Origin of the sequence: Methanobrevibacter millerae, from assembly GCF_001477655.1 — an archaeon.
In the GTDB taxonomy this organism is placed as follows: domain Archaea; phylum Methanobacteriota; class Methanobacteria; order Methanobacteriales; family Methanobacteriaceae; genus Methanocatella; species Methanocatella millerae_A.
In genome coordinates this window covers 464,437-487,515 of record NZ_CP011266.1, presented here as the reverse complement: position 1 = coordinate 487,515, position 23,079 = coordinate 464,437, and the positions used below count along the sequence as shown (strand labels likewise).

The 23,079-nt window shown below is 34.1% G+C and carries 11 protein-coding genes; 2 read left to right on the top strand and 9 right to left on the bottom strand.

Features of this window, described 5'->3' with window-relative positions:
- Nucleotides 1-5 precede the first annotated feature (5 nt).
- The gene (locus tag SM9_RS01755) at nucleotides 6-1,115 is read right to left on the bottom strand and encodes an ABC transporter permease (protein WP_058738506.1); all 1,110 of its coding nucleotides are present in this window, start codon (nucleotides 1,113-1,115) and stop codon (nucleotides 6-8) included.
- Between the two features lie 74 nt (nucleotides 1,116-1,189).
- Between SM9_RS01755 and SM9_RS01750 the strand changes: the two genes are divergently transcribed.
- Entirely contained in the window at nucleotides 1,190-1,429 is a 240-nt protein-coding gene (locus SM9_RS01750) for a DUF3781 domain-containing protein (RefSeq protein ID WP_058738505.1), read from the top strand.
- Between the two features lie 71 nt (nucleotides 1,430-1,500).
- On the opposite strand, the gene fbp is transcribed toward SM9_RS01750, so the two are convergent.
- From fbp to thiI, 3 genes are all read right to left on the bottom strand, one after another.
- Nucleotides 1,501-2,595, bottom strand: coding sequence for a fructose-1,6-bisphosphate aldolase/phosphatase (fbp, locus tag SM9_RS01745; RefSeq protein WP_058738504.1), 1,095 nt, complete (start codon nucleotides 2,593-2,595; stop codon nucleotides 1,501-1,503).
- A gap of 145 nt (nucleotides 2,596-2,740) precedes the next feature.
- The gene (locus SM9_RS01740) at nucleotides 2,741-3,139 is read right to left on the bottom strand and encodes a PaaI family thioesterase (RefSeq protein WP_058738503.1); all 399 of its coding nucleotides are present in this window, start codon (nucleotides 3,137-3,139) and stop codon (nucleotides 2,741-2,743) included.
- Nucleotides 3,140-3,417: 278 nt separating this feature from the next.
- The gene (gene thiI / locus SM9_RS01735) at nucleotides 3,418-4,566 is read right to left on the bottom strand and encodes a tRNA uracil 4-sulfurtransferase ThiI (RefSeq protein WP_058738502.1); all 1,149 of its coding nucleotides are present in this window, start codon (nucleotides 4,564-4,566) and stop codon (nucleotides 3,418-3,420) included.
- A 151-nt stretch (nucleotides 4,567-4,717) separates the two neighbouring features.
- On the opposite strand from thiI, the gene SM9_RS01730 reads away from it, so the two are divergent.
- The gene (locus SM9_RS01730; protein ID WP_083495805.1) at nucleotides 4,718-5,470 is read left to right on the top strand and encodes a zinc-ribbon domain-containing protein; all 753 of its coding nucleotides are present in this window, start codon (nucleotides 4,718-4,720) and stop codon (nucleotides 5,468-5,470) included.
- A gap of 44 nt (nucleotides 5,471-5,514) precedes the next feature.
- Here SM9_RS01730 and alaS read toward each other — a convergent pair whose 3' ends face one another.
- The 5 genes from alaS to SM9_RS01705 form a co-directional block, all read right to left on the bottom strand.
- Nucleotides 5,515-8,214: an alanine--tRNA ligase gene (alaS, locus tag SM9_RS01725; protein ID WP_058738500.1), complete on the bottom strand. Its 2,700-nt coding sequence runs from the start codon at nucleotides 8,212-8,214 to the stop codon at nucleotides 5,515-5,517.
- 233 nt (nucleotides 8,215-8,447) lie between these two features.
- Nucleotides 8,448-20,711 carry an Ig-like domain repeat protein gene (locus SM9_RS01720; protein ID WP_058738499.1) on the bottom strand — a complete coding sequence of 4,088 codons (12,264 nt, stop codon included), beginning with the start codon at nucleotides 20,709-20,711 and terminating at the stop codon, nucleotides 8,448-8,450.
- Between the two features lie 254 nt (nucleotides 20,712-20,965).
- A complete protein-coding gene (gene rpl12p / locus SM9_RS01715) occupies nucleotides 20,966-21,271 on the bottom strand; it encodes a 50S ribosomal protein P1 (protein WP_058738498.1) in 306 nt (101 codons plus the stop codon).
- 63 nt (nucleotides 21,272-21,334) lie between these two features.
- Complete coding sequence (locus SM9_RS01710; protein WP_058738497.1) at nucleotides 21,335-22,348, bottom strand: 50S ribosomal protein L10; 1,014 nt, start codon at nucleotides 22,346-22,348, stop codon at nucleotides 21,335-21,337.
- Nucleotides 22,348-22,986 carry a 50S ribosomal protein L1 gene (locus SM9_RS01705; RefSeq protein ID WP_058738496.1) on the bottom strand — a complete coding sequence of 213 codons (639 nt, stop codon included), beginning with the start codon at nucleotides 22,984-22,986 and terminating at the stop codon, nucleotides 22,348-22,350. The genes SM9_RS01710 and SM9_RS01705 overlap by 1 nt, the downstream gene beginning before the upstream one ends.
- Nucleotides 22,987-23,079: the final 93 nt, after the last annotated feature.

Sequence of the window (23,079 nt, the reverse complement as noted above, 5' to 3'; positions counted from 1 at the left end):
ATCACCTATTCATACCTCAATGCCTCAGTTGGAGGTAATTTAATTGCCTTGACAGCAGGATACAATCCCCCAATAATTCCAACAATAATCGCTATTCCAAATGCCTGTATGAAAATATCTGGCGTGAAAACTGCATTAATATTCATCATAGGACCTAAAACAGTACACAAAACAACACCAAGAACAGACCCTATGATTGCAGACAATACGGTAATAACCAATGATTCGCCAACAATCATTGTTAAAATTTTAGCATTAGACCATCCCACCGCCTTTAACACACCAATTTCACGAGTTCTTTCAAAAACAGACATCAGCATTGTATTGATAATACCCAATGCACCAACAACAATAGCTAAAAGAGAAATACCCCAAGAAGATGCTTTAAGCATGTTTAACATGTCTGCCATCTGTTCCATTTCCATGACAGAGGAGACAGTGGTAATATTATCTCCATACATAGAATCAATCCTATTTGCAACTTCCTGAGCATCCGCTCCCTTATCTACCTTCACATAGATATTTGATATACTGTCTGAATCATCATTAATATCTGCCACCTTTTCAATTGAAGTGAAAACCGCCCCCGCCATATTGGAGTCACCCGTTTCATAAATACCGGAAACATTAAAGTCTTCACCGTCAATTTTTAATGTGTCACCAACAGACAAATTCTTATCATCGGCATAAATCTTTCCCAAAATCACTTCTGAGGAATTATCCTTAAACATTCGACCATCACTAATTGAAATATCAGCCATAGTTGTACCGTTCGGATCTATTCCAATTAATGTGTTCATATAATCATCCCCCACAGACGTTAAAATAACATAAATCGGATAGGCTTCACTAACGCCACTTACATTAGCTATTTTATCAGTCCAGTTAGCGTCAATGGTATTAGTACCATACGCTGAATTTCCCGTTTCTTTACCTGAAATAGTAAAATCCGCACCTCCCGCATGGACAGTGTCTTCAAAAGTAGATACCAAACCATTTGTAATACCACCAAGAGCGACAATAACTACTATACCAATACATATACCAACAATAGCCAGTATAGCACTATTCTTTCTCCTGAATGGATTTTTGATAATAAATTTTAAAAATGACATAGTAATAGATTATATAATAACTATATAAATAAATTCTTTTAATGAATATTAAAATGCAAAAAAGAGGTGTCAAGATGCATGAAAAGGAAACCCTAATACAGAATATCAATAAAATCCATACAACTGAAATGGGCGTTGGAAGAATTTCCAGAAATTTAGATATTAATGGAGATGTTGTTGAATACTGCAAAAAGAAAATTCTCAAGGATGAATCCGTTGTCGAACGAAAAGGTAAAAATTACTATGTTCATATTGACAATTGTGTTATTACAGTTAATGCATCAAGCTATACAATTATAACTGCACACAAATGAAAAATCAACCATCATTTTAGAAATTAGTTAAAAAAAGTAAAAAAAGTAGAGATTAGAAAATCTCTTTAAATTTAATCCATGTCCTCGAATCTTTTTTCGAGTTTGCTCATTACACCAGGAAGGGAAGTATATTCCATTTCTTCAGCAGGTAATCTGTGAGGTTCGAATGGACCATGTCTTCTGATGTAAGTTGCGATTTTAGCAGCTTGTTCACGAGTAGGATCAAATGCAGGGTCATCGAATAAGTCTACAGGACCTACTAATTCACCATTAGCTACTTGGAAACCTAAACCGACGACTCTAGGTGGTCCGTCAAATCTGATTGGGTTTGCTTCTGCTTCTGAAACAGGCATCATTGGACCATTGTGGGATCCTCTCATCCAACCACTTACCATGTGAGGGAATGCAAATGGATCTACACATTCACCGTTTGCAGGGAATCCGGATTGTGCTCTTACAACTGCTACTGGGTCGTCTTTACCAACGTATTCACCAGCCATTAAGTTTAACCTTTCAGTACTTATTGCAGCTGCGATTTCGCCGTTTTTCTTCCATACTCTTTTAATAACATATCTACCGGTTGAACCGATTAATGCGAGTAAATCATACATTTCTTCAGGACAATCTAAGATAACTTTTTTGTGTTCGATTACATCGAATACTTCAAATTTGAATCCGTCGTGTAAACTTGGGTCAATTACAAGACCTGCAGTGTTGAATGGGTCTGCAAACATTCTAAAGATTGGTAAGTTGAATGCACCAGGTTCGGTTTTGTCACAACAGAATACTAATACAGGGTCAGATGGTCTTTCTTCAAATTCCATTTCTGCAACACCAGGACCCATACCTTTGATATTACCTGAGAAAGTATCGGACAATAAGTCTTGACCTGCACCGTATAATTTCAATTCACGTGCTCTTGCAGTAGCTTTCATGAATGCATCATAAGCAGTTTTGTGAACTTCTTCGTTTTCTTCCCCTTTGTCGTGGGTCATGATTAAATCAATGTCATCTCCACAACGGGAAACATAATAGTCTTTTAAAATACCAGTTTCTAAAGCTTCGTTTAAAACTTCATCACAGATATCCATTAATTCTGGATGTGCAACACAGTGACCAGAAACACTTCCGATATCAGCTTTAATTACACTAACTGTAGTTTTCATTTTTAATACCTCAAAAAATATTAAGTCTTATATGAACTTAAAAAATTAATTAAGCATATGATAATATTTTTGATTGGATTAGTATATAATAATTATGATTAGTAGTAATCAAAAAATTAATTTTGAAAATAAAGAAAAAAGAATGTTATAATTTAAAACCCGTACCTACGAATTGTACGATATCTCTGCCAGTATCATCACTAACATCAACATTTATAATAGATGAACTTCTCCCATTCTTTTTACATACCGCACGGGCAATTAGTTTATTTCCTTTAGGAGCACTTAAATAGTTAACACTGACTTGTTGAGCAACAGTAGGAGAATGCAAATTATTGGACAAAACTGCAAATGCAAAATCCGCTAAAGTGAACATGACTCCTCCCATTACACCACCAACAGCATTTTTATGGCCGTCATTTAATTCCAAACTACATTCACAACTATCTTCATCCAATTTTTCCAGGCTAACACCAAGGTTTGTTGCAAACTTGTCACCTTTAAAAAATTCTCTTGCTTCTTCGATTGAATTAAAAGTACTCATTTTAACACCAAATAATTTGTTTAATTATGATGATTATTAAAAATATCTATTTATCCTAAAATAATGCTAAAAATGTATGTTTTTTATTACTTGCAATGGACACCTGTTGGTTCAAATATAATTATTGGCGTTCAAACAAGATAATTCCTACCAATATTTTTAGTTCCTTTGATAATTAATTTGAAAAACAAAAAAATAGAAAATAAGGAAATGTATGTCCTTACATTTATCATAATCTTCCTGACAGGTCTAATGATGCTGCCAATAACACATTACTATTAATGCTGTATTGTTTTAAAAACCTCTTCAATAACATCATCCTGATTCATGGCCTCACAGGCATCTTTAAATCTGTCCAAGTCACCTTTGGTTTCAGGATATCTTGGAACCGCACTGCATCCACCATCATCAATTTTGGATATTTCAAATGTTCCAATTTCTTCAGCAATTTTAGTAATTTCTGCCTTATCCAAACCAATTAACGGTGATAAAATTGGCATATCAACACCATATCTAGTTGCTAGAATATTATTCAGAGTTTGAGATGCGACTTGGCCTACACTGCTTCCATCTACAATAGCCAGTGCCCCCATTTCATTAGCTAATTTTTCAGCCAATTTATACATACCTGATTTACATAAAACACAAGTCATCTTTTCCGGAGCATCTTCTTTGGCTTTTTTCAAGTATTCACCATATTTGACAACACGTTTTTTAATAGGAACACCTGCAGCATAGTTTTGAAGCTGATCAACCAATTTATTATAATTTTCTAAAGCTTTTTTGGATGTGAACGGGTCATTATCACAATAAAGTGCAATCACTTCACAACCCCTTTTCATCATCAGATAAGTTGCAACAGGAGAATCAATTCCACTGGATACAAGACAAACCACTTTTCCCTGAGTTCCTAAAGGTAATCCTCCAGGTCCTGGAATTTTTTCATGATAAATAAAAGTGTCATCACCACGAACTTCAACAAATATTGTTAATTCAGGATTTGTTAAATCAACAGGTGCCAGAACTCTTTTTCTCACAACCCCTCCACAAAATGCAGCCATCTCCTGAGAGGTAAAATCATGATCTCCAACACGTCTGCATTTAATTGCAAATTTGGTCTGCTCATCAATCATGTTTTCGCTAGCCAAATTCTCAACATATTCTCCCAAAGTCTTATCAATATCCTCAAAGTTACTGTATGTAGAAATAGCCGGAGAGTAAGATACAATACCAAAAACCCTGTTTAAATTATTTACTGCATCATCAAAGCTTTTGGGAAATATGTAAATTCTGCCCTGATTTCTGTCAACATCACAATCAATTGCAGACTTGATATTTTTAACTAATTTTCTTTCAAAACGAGAACGTACTTTTGAGCTTTTTAAGCCCACTTCACCATATCTTGCTACGATTAAATCATACTTCATTTAAACATCTCTTTCAATTAATACGATAGCTGAAGATAATAGTAATCCCTTCAATATCCAAACATAATGTCTAGATATTACTAAAATATAACAGCAAATATAACTTTTAAATTTTAATATTTATAAATATTATCTTACCAAATATACAATTATGAGTGAATATTGTAGTAAATGCGGTGAAAAATTGAATGATGAAAATGAATCATTTTGTCCTAACTGTGGAGAAAAAATCCCCAAAAAGAATAACTCTTCACAAAAAGACAATACAAAACTAATTTACGGACTATTAATTGTAGTAATAATCCTTGTTATATCCATAGCAATAATAACACATGGATTTGGTCTCTTTGGAGAACATACATCAATTAATCTAATAACACAATCCCCTATAAGTAGTTCAGGAGAGTTTACAGTTCAGCTAATGGGCAACACACAGGGAGTAGCCGGGAAAACTATTGAAATAACCTTTAAAAATAATCAGAACACATATACTTTCAATCAGGCAACGAATTCTCAAGGTTTATCCTCAATAACACCAAATGTTGAACCAGGAGATTACGAAGTTACATGTTCATTTGCAGGAGATGAAAATTATGCTAAATCCTCTGCAACAAACAAGATGACCGTTGAAAGCAAAGTGACTGAAATCAGCAGCCAAGTAACTTCAACAAGGACAGAACCAGATTACCAATCATTCAGCTATTCACATTCATTTGAAGATACTGACAAAAATGGAGACGGATATGTATATTTAAGTGACATGAATATAGCGCATACACCAAAAAATATTCAAAACAAGATGTTTGCCGATTCTGATTCCAATGGCGACGGCAGACTAAACCATGACGAATATTATAAGTTCATGTACAAATTAAATTATGATAAAAGCAGTTATGGTTTATGAAAAAAAGTTTTTTGAGAAAAGAATAACTTTTCTCATTACATTTTTTATATTAATTCAACAGCAGTTTTAATAGCTTCATCCATCTTTTCAGTGTTTTTACCAGCACCTTGTGCTAATGTAAGACGGCCTCCACCGCCACCACCTAAAACTCCGGCTGCAGTTTTAATGATATCATTAATCTTAACTCCGTTGTCAATAGCATTTTGGGATGCTGCACCGACAATTTTACCATCATTGTTACCCATGATAACAACATCAGCTTTACCGTTGTCAGTAAAATCAGTTGCTATCTTTTGAAGTTCCTTAATATCACTGTCCATTAACTGATGAACAACTTTAAGACCATTGATTTCATCATAGTCATCAGCAAGAGAGTTCATTTTTAAAGAAGCAATCTCGGATTTTAATTTGTCTATCTCATTTTTCTGTGATTTCCATTCAGAGAAGAATCTGTCACAGGTTTTTGGCAATTGATCATTTTCAACCTTAAATATTGCTGAACTTTCACGCAGGATTTCACCGTCATGCTGCATTGAATCGATTGCTGCAAGACCTGCTGAGAAATCAATCCTTTCAACACCATCCTGAACTCTTTCAGTCTTATTGATTTTAATCGGACCGACAACACCAGTTCTTAATACATGTGTACCCGCACAGGCCTGAACATCAACGCCAGGTATTTTAACTACACGAATCATTTTACCTGGAACGATACCTCCCTGATAAAGTACAAATCCATATAATTCCTGTGCCTCATCTCTTGTATGGAATTGGATGTCCAAGTCGATGTTTTCCATCACATATTCATTAGCCAATTTTTCAATTTCATTCAATTCTTCTTGTGTGATACGTTTGTAATGGGATAAGTCAATACGTGCTCTTGTAAGACCGTTTTGTGATCCTGCCTGCCAGATATGCTGACCTAACACTTTTCTTGCAGCCGCAATTACCAAGTGTGTTCCAGTGTGGTGACGTGCAAGAGTTATTCTTCTTGCCCAGTCAATTTTACCAGTTACCTTTTGTCCAACCACATCATCTGTGATGTCTCCATCCACATAATGCAGGACAACATTGTCAACTTTATCGGCATGAGGTATTTTAAAGACATTTCCGTTAATGGAAACTTCACCAATATCGGAAGGTTGACCTCCTCCTTCAGGATAGAATGTTGTTTTATCAAAAATCAAACATTGCTTGCCGTCTTTTTCCACTAAACCTAAAACTTCAGCTTCAAATTCTTGTTGGTAGAAATCTTTATAGAACAATAAATCAGTTTCAGGGAAGTCCAGTTTAAATGTGGATTTTTTGCTGGAAGTGTCTTTTTCATGTGCTCCTGCAACCTGAGTGAAGAAGTTGTCCGGAACATTTACTGTAAATCCATCCCCCGCCATTTCAACAACAGTTTCTGGAGGGATCCCATGAGCATCATATAAATCAATCAGCATGTCAAGAGGCATTTCAGTTTTTCCTTCTTTTTTAAGTCTTTTGATGGATCTTCTGACAATGCTTTTACCTTTTTTGACGGTTGTAGCATAACGCTCTTCTTCCAAAGTAATGATATTCATAATATGTTCTTCAGAATCACGGATTTCAGGATAGAATTTAGATAAGAAATCCAATTGTATTTCCATTACATCAGCCAAGGATTCTTTCATGTTTAACTCTTTCATGAAACGAATAGTTCTTCTTAAAACCAATCTTGCCAAATATCCTTCCTTAACATTGGATGGGATAATACCATCAGCCAACATGAATGCCAAACATCTAGTATGGTCTGCAATAATATAAATCGCTTCCATCGGTTCAGCGGCTTTTAAGTACTCATCCAAAGAAAGATTTAAACTGTCTGCAACTTGCTGTCTTAATTCTTTCAAGTCACCGATATCCTCAATATCCATCATTCCCGCAATTTGCGCATTTCTTCCTTGAATATCCTCATTAATTTCAACGCCAGTCAATTCTTTTAGTTTGTCAACAACAGGTGCAAAACAAGCATCATAAGCTGTTGGAGTTCCTTGTGAAATCCATGCAATACGTTCCAATCCATAACCTGTATCCACAACTTTAATTGGGATTTCTTTTTTATCACCATTTTCCAAGGTTTCATATTGGATGAAAACCAATGTTGCAAGTTCCACTCCTCTGCAGCATACCTCATAACATGGCCCTTCATTACCTCCACCGCTCCACCAGGATTTGATGAAAGTAATTTCTTCAGTGTTAATTCCAATGTGGGCAAAGAACTCATGACAAAGTCTGATTGTTTCATCTTCCCAATAGATAAAATCATCTTCCTTGTTAATAACTGTATGTGTTCCCATTGTAAAACAGGTCATGTGACGACCGGTTCTTCCAACATTATCTACATCATTAAGCCTGATTGATGGTTGAGCCATTTCAATAGGATTGGCCGGTGGTTTAACAAGACCTGATGTAATCCATGGCTGGAAACAGAAAATAGATGCTCCAACTAAAAAGACATCATCTCTCCATCTTTTAGCTAAAACAGGATATCTATGGACATGAGTATGTCCTTCACTTTCTAAAAATTCTCTAAACACCTTTTGGATTTCATATAAATTGTATGGCTTATCGGTTGCAGGGTTTGCAATAAACTCATACTCATCACATGGAGCATCACCACAGGTGTCTCTATCCACCTGGGAGTAAAACTCCTGTCCGCAAGTTTTACATGTTTGTTTTTTATAACCAAGTTCATCAAAAATTTCTACCATAATAATCATTTTAAAAGATTGATTAGTAAAATATATGTTTTTTATATTTTAAATAACTTTCAAAATTGAGAAAAATTAATCTTAAAAAAATAGTCCCTATAAACAATGTTAAAGGCTTTATTTTTTAATATAACCTTTTTTAAAAAGTGCGAAATATTAGGTTAAAAAATGAAGGGTTATTAAAAGTCAATAATTTCTTTTAACAATCAAAATAAAAAAAATAGTTGAGACAGTATTTAATCTCAACTTGAAATAGTTATTTTGTTTGAAGTATTGTATTCATCATAGCTTGATGTTATGATGTATTTTCCTGGCTCTAAGTTGATGTTTAATGCGCTTTGACCATTATTATCAGTTGTACGATAATAAAAGACACCATTTATGTTAAATTGTATTTTTTGGTTTGGATAAGGTTTTCCCTGGCCATCAACAAGTGTTGCAACGAATTTGCTTCCGTCATGATATTTCATTGAAATGTCTTGAGCAGTTAATACAGGCAGGACTGTAATAGTGTTTGAAACTTTGCATTCTCTGTATTCTGCTGTAATAATGTATTGTCCAGGATCTAGGTTGATGTTTAATTTTGCAATACCTGATTCGTTGGTTGTACGTGTGTAGAACACTCCATTGATATTGAATGTTACTGTTTCACCTGCGCCTACAGGGTTGCCGTCGTCACCAATCAATTTAACTGTGTATTGTGATGCATTTCTGTAATATTTGATTAAATCATTGTTTTCTATGATTCTTGGAATAACTGTAATCTTGTTTGATGCCATTTCGCCGGTTTCAAGGTTTATTGCAGTGATTATATATTCGCCTGCAGGCAAGTTAATATTTAATTTTGCAAGGCCTTTATCGCCGGTTATTTTACGCTCATACATTACGCCGTTGATGTTGAATCTGACAATGCTTCCTTCTTTAAGGTAATTTCCTTGACTGTCAAGGAATGTTGTATAGTATTGGGTTGCATTTTTGAATACTTTAACAAGATCATTTCCTTTTACGGTAGGTAAAACAATGATAACAGACTTAATTGTTTTATTGTCGACTGTTACGGTTGCATCGTAGGTGCCGCTTGGTAAGTTTATTGCAATACTTGTAGTTCCTTTTGCATTTGTTGTTCTGGTGTATTTAACACCATTTATAGTGATGTTAACTGTTTTGTTTGCTAATGGATTACCTTTATAATCTGTTACGGTTACAACAAATCTTTCTGGTCCGTGGAAGTATTTTGTTATATCCTGAGCAGAGATAATGTCTGATTTATCTTCTTCAACAGTAACATTTGCATCTTTGCTTTGTGATGTGTATTTGTCATCACCAGCGTAGTATACAGGTATTGTGTAGTTGCCCGCATCCAAATCAGGTATTGTAATTATGGCTATACCTTCTTCTACAGAGGCGAAATATGTTTTGCCGTTGACTGTAGCAGTTATTGTTCCTGTTGCATCATCAGGTAATGTTACTGTAATTGTAACATTTTCACCTTCAGTGACTTTAGGGGCATCGATGCTAATTGTAGCATTTTCTTTGCCTTTAGGATTGACAACAATGGTTATGCTGTCTCTGGCGGATTTGTAATTGGAATCACCGGAGTAGTATCCATAAATTACATAAAATCCTGCATCAAGGTTGGATAAAACGAATGATTCATTGACGTTGATTACTTTGATTATGGTTCCATTGGCGTATGTGTAGGTTATGGTACCTGTTGCGTCACTTGGAAGTTTTTGTGTTATTTTGATGTTTTCGCCGTATGTGATTTGTGTGTTGTTGGCAATTATGTTGAAGTTGGTACCTGTTTCTGTTACTTTGAATGTTGTTGTATTGAAATTGCTGTTATAGTTATCATTTCCATAATAAATCACAGAAATACTATAATTTCCAGCTTTTAATGTGCCTAAATTAAATTCGCCGATACCGTTTTTAACAGTTACTGGAATTGTATTGCCGTTGATGATAACATTATATTCGCCATCAACGCTTGCAAATATGTTACCGTCTATATTAGAATCGTATACTTTGTCTAAGACTTCAATGCTTAAAGTAATGTTTGCTTTGGCTACGTTGAATGCTGTGCTTTTGATGTTGTTTTCATAGTTTTTGTTTGTGTATTCTATATTGGCTGTGTATTTTCCTGCATCTAATGCGATTGATTTGGTTCCGATTCCATTTATTACTTTTACAATGATTTTTTTATCTGCGATAGTAACGGTGTATTCTCCGTCAATATCTGCTGTGACTTTTATTGTTGTGTTTTGTGGATATGCTGTGTTTTCACCGGATACAATTATGTTATTTATGGCTTTATTGACGGTTATTGTCAGACTGTCTCTGGAGGATTTGTGATTGGTATCGCCGGAGTAGTATCCATAAATTACATGAGATCCTGCATCAAGATTGGATAAAACGAATGATTCATCGACTTTGATAACTTTGATTAGGGTTTCATTGGCATATGTGTATGTTATTGTGCCTTTTGCATCGCTTGGGAGTTTTTGTGTTATTTTTATGTCTTCTCCGTAAGTGATGTTTGTGCTGTTGGCAATTATGTTGAAGTTAGTACCGGTTTCTGTTACTTTGAATGTTGTTGTGTTGGAATTGCTATTGTAGTTTTTATTTCCGTTATAAATTACAGAAATGCTGTAATCGCCGACTTTTAATGTGCCTAAATTAAATTCGCCGATACCGTTTTTAACAGTTACTGGAATTGTTTTGCCATTGATGATAACATTATATTCGCCATCAACGCTTGCAAATATGTTACCGCCTATATTAGAATCGTATACTTTGTCTAAGACTTCAATGCTTAAAGTAACATCTGCTTTGGCTACATTGAATGGAATGCTTTTGATGTTGTTTTCATAGTTTTTGTTTGTGTATTCGATAGTGGCTGTGTATTTTCCCGCATCTAAAACAATTGTGCCCGTTCCAATTCCATTTATTACATTTACAATGATTTTTTTATCACCTATTACTACTGCATATTCTCCGTCAATATCTGTTGTGACTTTTATTGTTGTGTTTTGTGGATATGCTGTGTTTTCACCAGATACAATTACGTTATTTATGGCTTTATTGACGGTTATTGTTATACTGTCTCTGGCGGATTTGTAATTGGAATCACCGGAGTAGTATCCATAAATTACATAAGATCCTGCATCAAGGTTTGATAAAACAAATGATTCAATAACGTTAGTAATTTTAATAACTGTTCCATTATCGAATATGTATGTTATGGTGCCGGTTGCGTCACCAGGGAGTTTTTGTGTTATTTTGATGTTTTCACCGTAAGTGATTTGTGTGCTGTTGGCAATTATGTTGAAGTTAGTACCTGTTCCTGTTACTTTAAATGTTGTTGTGTTGGAATTGCTGTTATAGTTCTCATTTTCGTAATAATTCACAGAAATATTATAATCGCCGACATTTAAAATGCCTAAATTAAATTCTCCAATACCGTTTTTAACACTAACGATTTTTGTAATATCACCAATGACAATAACATAGTTGCCGTCAACGCTTGCAAATACATTACCTTCTACATCAGCGCCATATACTTTGTCTAAGACTTCAATGCTTAAAGTAATGTTTCCTTTAGCTACATTGAATGCGGTTGTTTTGATGTTGTTTTCATAGTTTTTGTTTGTGTATTTGATATTAGCCGTGTATTTTCCTGCGTCTAATGCGATTGAGCCGGTTCCGATTCCATTTATTACATTTACAATGATTTTTTTACCTGCGATAGTAACTGTGTATTCTCCGTCAATATCTGCTATGACTTGGATTGTTGGGTTTTCTGGGTATACTGTGTTTTCACCAGATACGATAATGTTATTTATAGCCTTATTGACAGTTACTGTTATGTTATCGCTGGTGGATTTGTAATTGGAATCTCCTGAGTAATTGGCATAAATTACATATGATCCAGCATCCAAATTCGATAAAACAAATGACTCATTAACCTTGATAACTTTTATTATGATTCCATTGGCATATGTGTAGGTTATAGTACCTGTTGCATCACTTGGGAGTGTTTGAGTGATTTTTAATGAGTCTCCATAAGTTATGTTGTTTGTGTCTGTTTTTATGTTGAAGTTAGTTTCGCTTTTACTAACTTTGAATGTGGTTTTGTTGGTATTGGCTTTATAATTGTTAGTTCCGTTATAAATCACGCTAATTGTGTAATTTCCGGTTTTTAATATACCCAAATTAAATTCCCCAACGCCTTTATTAACAGTGACAAGTTTCATAATATCTCCGATGACAATGCTATATTCGCCGTCAACGCTTGCAAATACTTTGCCTGTTACATCAGCTGCGTATTCTTTATCTGAAACTTCAATGCTCAAAGTGATATCTGCTTTAGATACAATAAATGAACTGTTGGTCATGTTGATATTATAATTGTCATTTGTATAATTGACATAAGCAGTATAATTTCCCGCACCAAGTTTGGTAGTGTTTTTTCCGTGACCATTTTTTACACTAACTAATATTTGTTGGGTGCCTATATTAACAGGGAATGTGCCGTCAATATCAGAGCATACATTAACGACCGTTGGCTCACCATATATGTTATTTTCAACGGTTACTGAAATATTGATGTTTCTTTTTAAAACTCTGAATGATTTGGAATCGCTGCTTTTGGTAATATTGAAGGTTTCTAGATTTGTAACAGTTACTGTGTAGTTTCCAGCATTCAAATTAGGAACCTGAATCATGTCTGATGTGACGTTATTGTCATAAACTACTTCGCCATCCTGATTTTGAATCCTGATATTTACAATAGTTTTATTTTCGACTTCAAAACTAATTGAAACATTATCTTCATAATAAATGTCTGATATGTCGTTTAATTTGATGGTGGAATTGATTTTAAAGACTTGGAAGTCCTGTGATGATGAATTTCCAATAACGTTTTCTGTATCAAGGTTTGTAACGATAACAGTATAATTGCCCGGAATCCAATTTTTGATTATGACTGGGGAACTGGTAATATTATCATTATAAACAATGCTACCTTTATCGTCTTTAATTATAATATTGACGGTCGTGGTATTGATAACGCCGATATGGATTTCTAAATCTTCACCGTATACAATGTCTTCTACATAGACTTCAACTTCGGAGGTGGTTTTTATTATTTCAAAACTGCCGTTAACCATATATCCGATTACATTGGATGTGTCTAAATTCCTTAATTCAAATGTATATTTTCCGGCTGTTAAGTTTCTATGGATAAAGAAATAGTAACCTAAATAAGCTTCTTCGGTCAGATTACTCATATCATCTGGAAGTTCGCTAATTTCATCGAAATTTTTGTCATAAACGATATTTCCTTTGGAATCATAAATGAGGATGTTTAAAAGTGTTTCATTTTCCACATCATAGTCCAATCTGAATGGTATTCCGTAGGTTGTTAAATTATCATACTCGATTTCAATAAATGATCCTGCTTTTAATACGTTAAATGTTTTTGTGTCATTGCTAGGCTTGTAATTATTGGTCGCTGAATTATAAATTTCCACAGTATATTTGCCTACATTTAAATCTGAAAGATATATATAGCTTTCATTTGTATTGTTTTGATAAATAATGACATTCTTTTCATTTTTTACTATGACTGTGACATTTGTAGCATTGATTACATCAAAGATGATTTCAACATCTTCTCCATAATGGACATTGTCTATGTCATCTATTTTAACGGAAGTGTTTGCAGGTAGGACAATGATTGTTTTTGAATCCTCGCTTGGGAAAACGTTTTCGGTTTCTATATTAATTAATGTGATTTGGTATGATCCTGCATCCAAATCAAGATTAATGCTTGAGTTTGTGGTTGTGAAATTATATATGTCGCCACTTTCCAAATCAAATATAGTAACCAGGATATCTGTTAAATTATCAACAGTATAGTTGATTGTAACATTGTCATAAACATATTCTGTTTCATCATCCATATTGATTGTGGAATTGACTTTTAAAACATTGAATGTAGAATAATCTCCGCTAGGATTGTAATTTGGATCAATGAGATTATTTAATGATATTGAGTATGAACCTACAGTCAAATTATTTAGGATTAATAAATTGCCTTCAACGACATCGTTGAAAACATATTTTCCGGTATCAATATCATAAATTGTAGCAGTAACGACAGTTCTATTTTCAACAGTGAAGTTTATGATTACATCTTTTCCGTAATAGGTATCAATTATTGCTTCAAGAGTCAATGAAGATCCTGCTCTATTGACTCTTAAATCTGAAGTAGCATTACTGGATTGATAACGTTCAGTTTCTAAAGTGCTGATTATTATAGTATATAATCCAGTTTTCAAATCATGAAGGGTAATGTTAGTCTTATTTGTGGTTTCATTGAATATCACATCAGAGCCCAGAAGCACTGTAACTAAAACTGCAGTACTGTTTTTAAACTCAAATTCTATGTTTGCATCTTCACCATAAATGATGTCTCTAATGCTTGTAATTATAACGGATGAATTATATTTTAACACGTTAACTGCTGCTGAATCAACATCACAGTTTGTAAATGATGTTTTGTTTATGTCTGGCATAACAAGCCAAGTTCCATTTTTTGATGTCCATTTATATTCGTATGTGTCAATATTTGGATTGGCCTTACCAGGTTCTTCTCCAATTTTGAAATAAAACTCATCAACTAATATAATATTATTGTTATCGTCGTATATTGTTGAGTTTAATAAAATTTCGGTGTCGACCATGTAGCTTGAATTTAGTTTGTTCATGCGTGCATATGTCTTTGAAAGAATAGTACCATCGTTATAGATGTAATCTGATTTGGAGAGGGTATTATTATTTAAATAAACTGTTGAACCTTCTAAAATCATTATAGATTGGTTATTTTGATTATTGAATATGCAGCCGGAGATATTTGCATCCTTACAATCTATTATTTCAACGATTCCTGAAATTGGACTGTTAATATTTTTAAATGTTGAATTTTCAATGGTTAAATTGTTCATGCAAACTCCAATTATTGAAGGACCTGAATTGTCCACAAATCTGCAGTTGTCAACAACATTATTTGAATCTTCAAGATATAGTGAATATCTGCTTGCACGAGTGAAATTTGAATTCCTTATAACCAGATTAGAACCAAAGGCGTTTAATGAACTGTTACTGTTATTGACTGTGATATTGTTTATCAATCCATTGTCTCCAAGCCATTCGATAGCATCTAATGAATCATAAATATTAATATTTGTCAGACAGACATTGTCTGCAGATACAAAGAATACACAGGACTCACCTGTTCCATTAACATTAAATCCGTTTCCATTAATGGTAATTGCCTTATCTATTGGAATACCTTCAATATAATCCGCATCATAATAATAAAATCTATAGTTCTGTGTCAGATTAAGAATGCCGTTAGGTGCTGTTTTGTTAATTAAAGCATATAATGCTGTGAATGAATCGTCATCATAAACTACTTCAAATGTGTAGTTTAACACCACATTTTTATATTTGGCATAAATTTCAGCGTAAAGTGGACCTATTACTTCAAATGAAACGTTAATTATTCCTTTATTGAGTTTATCTGAAGTTTTATTAATTTTTCCATCTTCAGCATTGAAGTCAAATGAAAACAGGTTAAGTCCATCATGTGTTGAATTTGTTTTTGTATTGAAGTTGTATAAATTGGTTAAGTTTAAAACAACTGTTGTATTATTTCCAGCACCGATAACAGTTGAATTAGCTTTGAAAGTTGCAAATAATGCATTATCTAAAATAACATTGCTGCTGACATTGGCTTTTTTATTGAAAGTGTCTGCAGTATTTCCCCACCAGTTGTAATTTGCAGTTAATGATTTTGTGGCATAGATAACCACATCAGTGTTATTCAATAAAATGGAATTCCTTATTATGATATTGTTTCCTTCAGCGTATATTGCGCTGCCGTTAATGTCATTACCGTTGATTAGGGAGATATTTTCCAAAACAACATTGTCAGCTGAAATATTGAATATGTTGGAGCTTCCTTTACCGTCAATGGCAAATCCATTTCCGTTGATGCTTATGGATTTGTTAATTTTTATTCCATTTGGAGTATCACTTTCCGGATAGAACTCGTAATTATTAGTTAAGTTAAGGACATTTCCTTTCATATGATCTATTTCGTATTGTAATGCATAAAATGAATCGCTAGGATGCTCAACTACATTATATTTAATTTCGTATGTCTTATGGGAATATTTTGACAGATTTGCCCAAACAACAACTGTATTTTCACCATAATCGTTTGGAACATATGTAACTTTAACAGGAGCATTGTCTAAAATAAAGGAATTGGTACTGAAGTTGCCGCTATCTGATTTTAAACTTAAATTAAGTTTAAAGTTGCCAGTATAATCTGAAACTTTTTCTTTTTTAGCGTCATATGATTTCAATGTAAAAATAATGTTATTTTTAGATTTAAGATCGGTTTCTGTTTTACCGTAATCCACATCTACATATAGCCAGTCATTCAATATCACTCTTTCACCGACAGAAGGCTTTTTATCAAAATTATCAACCGTGTGGCCGAACCAGTTATTATAAGCTTTCAGACGACCGTCAACAGCATAATCCTTAGATGTGTCGAGTACTTTATCATCATTATTTTCAACAAAAATGGAGTCATGAACATTAAGATAGGTATAACCTGATGAATATAGGGTGGATTTTCCACTATTTTTTATGAAAATGGAATCATGTAAATCCACATCCTTATCACTGAGATTCATTGCACAGACTGCACTTCCTTGACCTTTTGCAGTGTTGGAATAGAATTCGCCGCTGATTGTGTTAGGCATTCCATATCTTACAGAACTTCTGACCATGTAAATTGCACCTCCATCCTGAGATGCCCTGTTATTCTGGTAGATGCCTGTGAAGTTTCCGAATGGATTGAAACTATAAACAGCACCACCAAAAGCAGCCGCATTTGAATCGAAAATGCCGTCAATGGAAATCGTTCCAATGACAAAAACTGAATCTGAACAGACCGCACCGCCATTTCTTCCGGCAGTATTGTTTGTGAAATTACCTTTTAGATGATAATTCGCAATATCATGTTCATATATCGCACCTCCATCCACACCGGCCCAGTTATTTATGAAAGTGCCTGTTATGTTAAACAATTCCTTATTTCCATAGTCTCCATAATAATAGATTGCACCGCCTGTTGCAGTGGCGGAATTGTTTTTGAAGAAAGATGACTCCATGATTATGCTTTTGAAATATTTAAGATAAATCGCACCGCCGTTTTTCGCAGTATTGTTTTCGAATCTGCATGAATCGATAGACAAGGAAGATGTAGGGGAAGCGAAAATTGCTCCACCATCATCAGATTTACCCTTAATGAATGTGATATTGTTTAAAACAACTGTATGTCCGTCTATATTAAAGATTCTGGCCTGTCCACTACCGCTGAGAACATGGCCATTACCATTAATTGTTAAATCTTTATTAATATAAACACCATCAAACAGTTTATAATCGGAAATATTTGAGAAAGTATAATCCTTTGTGAGGTTTATGACATTTCCTGAACTATTAATCAAATATTGGAGGGCAGTGAAAGAATTATCACCGTACTGATTAAGATAAATTCTATGGCCGAATAATTCATAGTTAAATTCAACAGGCATTATGCCATTGGAGCTTGAAGTATAAACCACATTTCCTTCATTATTGGTTAATATTATTGAATTGGAACTGAGTCTTCCTCCCTCCTTCAACAATTTAACGTTAAATTTCATGGTTCTGAAGCTGGTTAAGGCAGCACTACGTCTTGAGTTCACATCATATGAATAAAATTTAAGGCTGATTTTTGATGTGTTTCCCATAGGAATATCATACAAAGATGGTGCGACATTTAGATAAAGCAGACTTTTGACTTTGAAATCATTGATTCTGTCATAATTCTTTAAGATATCATCATTTGTACCGCCAAACCAATTGTTCTCAATGTTAGCTGAAATATTCCACCGTAGTGATTCACCCTCTGGCTTAGAAATATATTTTGATGTTGAATTGGTTAACAATATTGAATCTGTGAGATTTAATCTGCTGCTAGCGTGAAGATAAATGAAACATCCCTCCATACCAGAATGGGAATTAATGAAAATGCAATCCTTAATTACAGTCTTAATACCCATTACAATCAAAGAGCCCCCATTTTCATCAGCCGTATTGTTAATGAAAGTGGAATTGGTTATTGTAAGCACTTTTCCAACCAAATTAATCGCACCTCCCTCAAATTTTGCTGAACAATTAATGAACCTGCAGTTATTGATTGACATATTATTTATATAACCCCAAATGGCCGAACCCCACTTTGATTTACTATTAACAATGTTCAAATTATTTATGTCCACATTAGGACGGCTACTCATAAAAAATACTCCGCCACTATTTTTTGAATCCAAAGTAAAACCGTTACCATTAATCACAAGGTCTTTTGAAATAGTTACGGTCATGTCACCGTCGAAAGATTTGTCACGAGTATAATTATGAGTCAGATTTAAAACTCCATTTTGACAACTGTCAACAAGAGCTTGAAGTGCAGTGAACGAATTTGGATTTATCTTAAACTTTAAAGTCAGTTTTGCACCATAACAATCTACAGTAAGAGAAGATGAAGTTTTAGAAGCATCTGATACGAATTTAAAACTTGATTTGCCGTTAGCCAGATAAAGATTTTTGGAAACTATAGCTGCATTTACTCCACTGACAGCATAACTAATCACAGGATTGTTAAATGGTGGTAATTTGTTGTAGGATGTAGGTTCCTCACGCATATATCTAAAGTTTAAATTAACCGTAGATTCCTGTCCATTATGGTAGTTTTTATCCATAGATGTGGCAGCTAGATATAGATTTTCCGCATTATTAAGGTTGACTGCTTTGCCTTTGAGTTTAGAAAAATCGTAAAACCTGTTATCCATAGTATTTCCAAACCAATTGTTTGCAATATTTATCTCTTTAGTAGACCAGACATTATAATTTCCGTTATTTAAAAATGCGGAGAATTTAACACTGCATCCCTTATTGTCGCAATATATTGCATTCGGCTGTTCGACAAATGCACAATCCACTATGGTTGAAGATTTAGAATCAAGATATATGGCTCCACCATATTTCTCAACCTGATTTTTGGTGAACGCACATCCTTTAAAAGTAAGGAATTTGCAATCGGATGAGGCATATATTGCACCACCTTCTTTTGATGCACCATTACCTGTAAAATTACAATATGAAACAGTTCCTGAAATAATTCCATCCAGGAAATATATTGCTCCACCATATTTACAGTAATGGTTATTGTTGTTATATCCATTATTATTGAATGCACACCTGGTTATTTGAATACTTGTGTCACCAATCTTGGAGTCCTTACCTACAAATATTGCTCCCCCTTCTCTTCTTATACTATTATCTATGTAATTGGAATTGAAAACATTATCTTCAATTCTGACATTATTGCCGTATGAGGATATTGCACCTCCATAATGTCCTGCATGATTTTCATTGAATGTACATCCCTTAATTAAAGCGCCAGATCCACCATGAATACGAATGGCACCTCCATGTTCTAAAGAGTTAAAAGAATCAATTCTTCCGGCATAATTTTTAACAAAAACACAATCTATTATTTGGAAGTTACCATATGCCTCTATCGCACCGCCGTCTCCAGCAGAACAATCTTCAAATCTACAGGATTTAACATTAACTGAACCGGACATGTATATCGCACCGCCGCTACTGAATGCGCTAGATGAAGCACTGTTAAATGTTTCTTTTCTAACAACCTTGGATTCACCCATACCATGGCATCCTTTAAAACTGCAATTAATAATATTTGAGGTATATTTTGCCGCCCCTGCGATTGCACCTCCAATTTGGGAAGAACAGTTTATAAATCTACAATTGGAAATTATAAAAGGACAAGATTCTTCATTAAAATGAATTGCACTGCCAATTCCACGTACAAAAGTGATATCTTTTATTTCTATCTTTCCACTAGGGGTGTTATGCTTAAAATTAAAAACAGGATTATATCCTGGATAAATAGTATGTCCCTTACCGTCAATTACAATATTTTTTGTTATATCAACACTTTTCACATCACTTTCAAAAATATAATCCTTATCCAAGGTTATTGTTGAGCCTGGTTTTGCAGCAATAATCAAATTATTCAATTCATCACGTGTTCCTTCTTTTGGAGCGGATAACTTATCATCAGAATTGCTGCTGGAAAGAAGATTATCGGAGATAACGCTTCCGTTATCAGAAGTATTTCCTTCCATAATATTCATATCATTAGTATACTCATTAATTTCTTCATTAATTACATTAGCATTTATATCATTAATTTGCAGATTATCTGCAGATGTTTGATTGTCGCTGGCCGATACACAAGCCATTGATAAAACACATAGAATCAATGAAATTAAAATTATTCTTTTAAACTTCATGTAAACACTCGATTATAATTATATTATATGTTTAAAATATTTGTCAATACGACATAATATATATTTTCTATTGAACTACCACGACTTGTAGAATTCGTGGATTCTTGGAACAATAAAATTAACTATAATTCAATTGATAACTAAAAAACAAAGAAATAATTCAAAATTTCCATTAAAAAAAACAATCTTAAAAAATAAATCTTAAAAAAAAACAGTAAATAAAAAAAGAAAATAAGGTGATAGATTTAAAAAATCTATCCGAATAAAGCACCTAATCCAGCTGCTGCTTCTTCTTCAGATGCTTCTTCTTCTTCCTCTTCTTCTTCCTCTTCTTCTTCAGCTTCAGCTGCTGCTGGTGCAGCTGCTGCAGGAGCTGCTGCTGCCATAGCAGTAGTTTCCATAGCTTCGTCAATGTCGACGTCTTCTAAAGCTGCAATTAAAGCTTTGATTCTAGCATCATCAGCTTCGATTCCTGCTGCTTCAATAATACTTTTAACATTTTCTTCGTTAATATCTTTTTCTGCACTGTGCAAAATCATTGCCGCATATATATATTCCATGTTATCACCATTAGTTTATTTAAATATAATGTTTTTATGAATTAAAAAATTTTAAATTAAATTTTAACCAAAGAGAGCTCCTAATCCAGCTGCTGCTGTTTCTTCGGATGCTTCTTCCTCTTCTTCCTCTTCTTCTACTTCCTCTTCTTCAACTTCTTCAGCTGCTGGAGCTGCTGCAACAGCAACGTTAGATAATTTTTCAGCTAATTCATCGTCGATTGCACCTGCTTTGCCTGCAACAGCAGAAGCAATAGCCAACATTTTAGCTTGTGCAAGTCCGATAATTGGTTCTGAAGTTTCTGAAGTTAATATTGCTGCTTCTACACCAACATTAATTGCTCTAGTGTAAGCAAGAGTAATAATTGTGGAAATAGTTTCATCAGTAGGTATAGCTGCATTAACAGATAAATTGAATGCTTGAGCAAATGCGCTTTGAACATCTGCTAATGTTTGTTCTTCGTCGATTGCAAGTACGTCTGAAGTATAAATTGCTTCATCTTCATATACTGCTTTTAAATCAATTCCTACTTCCATTGGATTAATATCCATTCTGGATAAAGTAGCTGCTACATCTTTAGATACTTCTTCACCTGCTTCAACAACAACAGTATCTTTTTGAACAACAATTTTACCTTTATCGATTTTTGCAGGAATTCCAACTTGTTGTAATTCACCTAAAAATGGACCTGGTTCAAAACCGGTATCCCCAGCAGGTACAACAATATCGTCATTAGCAATAGATCCTGGTTTAGCAGGAGCTGAAGTTTTACTATCTTCCAATATTTTGTACAATTTGAAAGGATTCATTTCTGTAGCAATAATTGCAACTTGACCATCCATGTGTCCAGATAAATCAACAATGTTGTTTTTGCTAGCATTACAATCTTCGAGAGCTAAATCAATAAGGTTTTTCTTAGACATTCTAATAACAGCTTTGCCTTTGAGATTTCTTCTCATTTCTTGGAGCTGTTTTGCTGGAATGTTTAATAAATCGACAATACCAACAACATCATATTCGTCTATGATACCTTTGAGCTCTATAACTTCTTCTTTTTTCCATTCAGCAACATGAGCCATTAGATCACCCTCACAGTTGGACCCATAGTTGTTTTAATAAACATGGATTTGATTTGACTTCTTCCTTTTTCTAAATTGCGGTCTAAGACTGTAAGAACAGTTTCCACATTTTCAGCTATATCTTCCTCGGACATGTCTTGGCTTCCAACAACAATTTGAATGATTGGTTGTTGTTTTACACCAACTTTGACAGTACTTTGTAATCTTTCTAAAAGAGGAGCTAGTTTGATACTTGCTGGCACTGGTTTTGGCATTTTGTTACGAGGACCAAGAATTGGACCTAAGAACCTACCAACGAGTGGCATCATATCAGCCTGAGCTATAAAGAAATCAACAGCATTTGCAGCTTTTTTAGCAGCTTTTCTGTCTTTTCCTAACTCTTCTAAATCAGTTTTATTGATTACAAGATCGAGGCCTGCATCTTTAGCTTGAACAATGAGTTCCCCATCAGCTATGACTCCGATTTTTACATCTTTGCCACGGCCGTTAGGAAGAGTAACTTCCTCATTAAACCTATTTTCTGGCCTTTTGACATCTAAGTCACGGATATTAATAATAATATCTACGGACTCAGTGAAGTTTCTCGGCTTAGATTGTTCTTTAGCCTCCTTCACCGCATTAACTATATCTTGTGTCATATTCGTCCCCCATGAACATTTTCTGTCCATTGGTTTTATTTTGGTTTCATGAGAATCGATTATAAGAAAAAATTCTCCACGATTGCATGAATT